Raw genomic sequence first — 3,276 nt, forward strand, 5'->3', positions numbered from 1 at the left:
GTGTGGGTGCTGGCGGAGGCGGAGGCGGAGGCGAAGGCGAAGGCGAAGGCGAAGGCGGAGGCGGAGGCGGAGGCGGAGGCGGAGGCGGAGGCGGAGGCGGAGGCGGAGGTGAAGGCAAAGGCGGAGGTCTGGGTGCTGGCGGAGTGCTGCGGAATCAATTCCGCGCGCCGTAGAGTTCAGAGCTGCGCCGGTTTGCGCTGGAAATGAGTTTTTGTAGAGTTCTACAAGCAGCTTGCCGCCCACGTTGCCTGCGGCAGAAGAGGATGCTCGGCATTAAGGGTATGATGCGCATGAAGAGTCTGGCGCTTCGGCGGAGTGCTGCGGAATCAATTCCGCGCGCCGGGGGAACGGGGCCATGCTTCGCGGCGGCTCAACAAACGCCGCCATGGGTCTTGCGCTTGCGCGGGCCTGTGGTTGGATGCGCGGCATGAAGCTTTCCTTGATTCCTTTGTGTGTGCTGGGTTTGAATCTGACCTGTGCGCCTGTGATGACGCGGGCGGCGGAGGGGGATTTGAAGAAGGCGACTTACTGCCATGGGTTTAAGGAGGATCAGTCGCCGAAGGATGTGGCGGAGTTTTTCAACCAGGGTGAACCGGTGTTTCTTTCGATCCAACTGAAGGGCAGGCCGAAGGCGGGTGTGGTGAGGGCGGAGTTCATGTTTCGTGACGATCAGATCGCCGAGGCGGAGGTGGATGTGGCCACGGTGAACGAAGGTGTCATTTTCTCCTTCGGGGAGGACACTTTTGTGGGCTTTGACATCCAACCCAAGCAAGCGCTGCCGGTGGGTGCCTGCTACCGGACGAAGGTGACTTTGGGTGGCAAGCCGCTGGGCGAGTTCCCCTTCCGCATCGCGCCGCCGAAGGGGGCCACACCGAGCAAGCTGCTGAAAGCGGCGCTGGCCAAAGGCGCGGACGAGGACCACAAGCCGGTGAATGAAACGCATGAGTTTGATGGCATGGACAAGGTCTTCCTCGCAGGCACCGCCGACCTGGGCCTTGCCTCATGGCTGGAAGCGACGTGGCTGGTGAATGGCAAGGTGGATGATGCGGGCACGCGGAGCTTCACGCTGAAGGAGAACAAGGAGAAGGTGCCCTTTCATTTTGACTTCATCCCGGCCGGTGGCTGGCCTGCGGGCACGCATGAGGTGTCACTGCAGATCGACGGGCAGGAAGTGGTGCGCGAGAAGTTTACGGTGAAGGCGGGCGCGCCGATGGCCGGGGCAACGAAGCTCACGATTGATTCATCGCAGTTGTTTCGTGATGATGGCAAGGGCGAGGCAGGGAAAGAGGTGAAGTATTTCACGACGGACGACACCGAACTGCATGCGCGGTGGAAGCTGAAGGAGGCGGCGCTGGTGAAGGGTGTGCAACTGGTGTGGAGGCTGCTGGAAGTGGAAGGTGAGAAGGGGCAGGTGCTGGCGACGGCGGATGTGGAGGCGGGGGTGGATGATGAGATCGACTCTTCGCTGACGGTGAAGGATGGCCTGCCGCCGGGGAAGTATCGCGTTGATTTGGTGCAGGATGGGAAGGTGCTGGATAGCAAGCCGTTTGCGGTGAAGTGAGGGCGTTTCGTGAGGAAGGCGCGGCAATCTGGGGTTGGTTGCCGTTTTAGAAATCTACCACAGAGGGCACGGAGAAGCACAGAGGCCGGAGTTTCTGAACTCTGCGTTTCTCTGTGTGCTCTGGGGTGAGTCCGACCAGTTTACGCCGTGCGTGGCATGACCTCCTCATACCCGCCACGTGGACTGGATTGAATGCGTTTGTACGTACCTACGCGCGTGCGTTCGGATGAAACGTGCCACCCTATTACGCGAACCTCATTAAGAGTCTGGCGCTGCGGCGGAGGGCTGCGGAATCAATTCCGCGCTCCTTAGATCAAGGCTGAATGATGCGGGCGCCGCGCTGCCAGGTGATGTAGGACCAGACCCAGTGGAGGAAGACGATGGCGCGATTGCGCATGCCCATGAGGAAGAGCAGATGGACGAAGAGCCACATGAGCCAGGCGAGCATGCCGCGTAAATGCATGCCGGCAAAGCTGACGACGGCGGCGCTGCGGCCGATGGTGGCCATGGTGCCTTTATCCAAATAGGTGAAGGCTGTGCGCGGGACGGACATGCCTTCTGTGAGGATGGTCTTGGAGATGAACTGGCCCATCTGAATGGCGGCGGGACTGACGCCGGGTACGCGGACGCCTTTCGTGTCTGTGAGCGCGACGAGATCTCCTGCTGCGAAGACTTCGGGATGACCGGGAAGGCTGAGGTCTGGCTGGACCTGGATGCGGCCTGCGCGGTCCAAGGGCACGCCTGCGAGGGTGCGGGTGAGCCCGCTGGCCTCCACGCCGGCAGCCCAGATGACGGTGTCGGTCTCGATGCGGTGATCGCCGGTGATGACGTAGCCTGCGCCGACTTCTTTGACGGGTGTGTTCAGATGGACGGTGACACCGAGGTGCTCAAGGTGCTTGCAGGCGTAGTCGGGGAGACCGCCGGGGAAGGCCGCCAGCAGCTTGGGCCCGGCTTCGATGAGGTGGACTTTCGCGAGGCTGGGATCTATGCGCCGGAAGTCTTCTTTGAGCACCTGCTGCGCGAGTTCTGCGAGTGAGCCTGCCATCTCCACTCCGGTGGGACCGCCGCCGACGATGACCATGGTCAGAAGGCGCGCTCTTTCCTGCGGGTCATGGGAGCACTCCGCATGCTCAAAGGCGAGCAGCACCTGCTTGCGGATTTTCATGGCATCATCCAGGCTCTTCAGGCCGAACGAGTGCGCGGCCCATTCGTCATGGCCGAAGTAGCCGGTCTTGGCACCGAGGGCGATGACGAGGTAGTCGTACTCCAGCACGTGATCCTTGAGGTGAACTTGCCTGGCATCGAGATCAATGTGGCGCACTTCATCCATCAAGGTGGTGACATTTTTGTAGTCGGAGAGAATGGCGCGCAGCGGCTGTGCGATGTCTGTCATGGCCAGGCCTCCGGTGGCCACTTGATAGAGGAGCGGCTGGAAGAGATGATGATTCCAGCGGTCAACAAGAGTGACGGCAAAGCGATCTTCGGGAAATCCTTTGGCACAAGCCAGACCGGCAAACCCACCCCCGAGAATCAAGACACGCTGTTGTTTCATGCGCGCAGTAGAGCATGCGGGTGGGAGACTGCAATCTTACATGATCAAGCGGGCCTTATTGCGGTTCGCAAAATTCATTTCCATTCAGTGGGCTGGTTCTTGCGCGCTGATCATGGGCTTCCTTCTTCGCTCTCCTGCGTCGAGCTACGAAGGACAGGTCCGA

At 60.9% G+C, this 3,276-nt stretch carries 3 protein-coding genes; 2 read left to right on the top strand and 1 reads right to left on the bottom strand.

Features of this window, described 5'->3' with window-relative positions; all coding sequences use genetic code 11:
- On the top strand, window positions 1–207 hold a 207-nt coding region (locus PSV43_RS01985), incomplete at its 5' end, for a hypothetical protein (protein WP_300193137.1).
- A gap of 178 nt (window positions 208–385) precedes the next feature.
- Window positions 386–1,561, top strand: a complete 1,176-nt coding sequence (locus PSV43_RS01990; protein ID WP_300193139.1) for a hypothetical protein — start codon at window positions 386–388, stop codon at window positions 1,559–1,561.
- 313 nt (window positions 1,562–1,874) lie between these two features.
- On the opposite strand, the gene PSV43_RS01995 is transcribed toward PSV43_RS01990, so the two are convergent.
- Window positions 1,875–3,113, bottom strand: coding sequence for an NAD(P)/FAD-dependent oxidoreductase (locus PSV43_RS01995; protein WP_300193141.1), 1,239 nt, complete (start codon window positions 3,111–3,113; stop codon window positions 1,875–1,877).
- Window positions 3,114–3,276: the final 163 nt, after the last annotated feature.

Source organism: Prosthecobacter sp., assembly GCF_029946185.1.
In the GTDB taxonomy this organism is placed as follows: Bacteria; Verrucomicrobiota; Verrucomicrobiia; order Verrucomicrobiales; family Verrucomicrobiaceae; genus Prosthecobacter.

What these genes read in the sequence shown, in the direction of transcription:
- PSV43_RS01995 (WP_300193141.1), bottom strand. Translation starts at nt 3,113, where the DNA reads ATGAAACAACAGCGTGTCTTGATTCTCGGGGGTGGGTTTGCCGGTCTG.
- PSV43_RS01990 (WP_300193139.1), top strand. Translation starts at nt 386, where the DNA reads ATGGGTCTTGCGCTTGCGCGGGCCTGTGGTTGGATGCGCGGCATGAAG.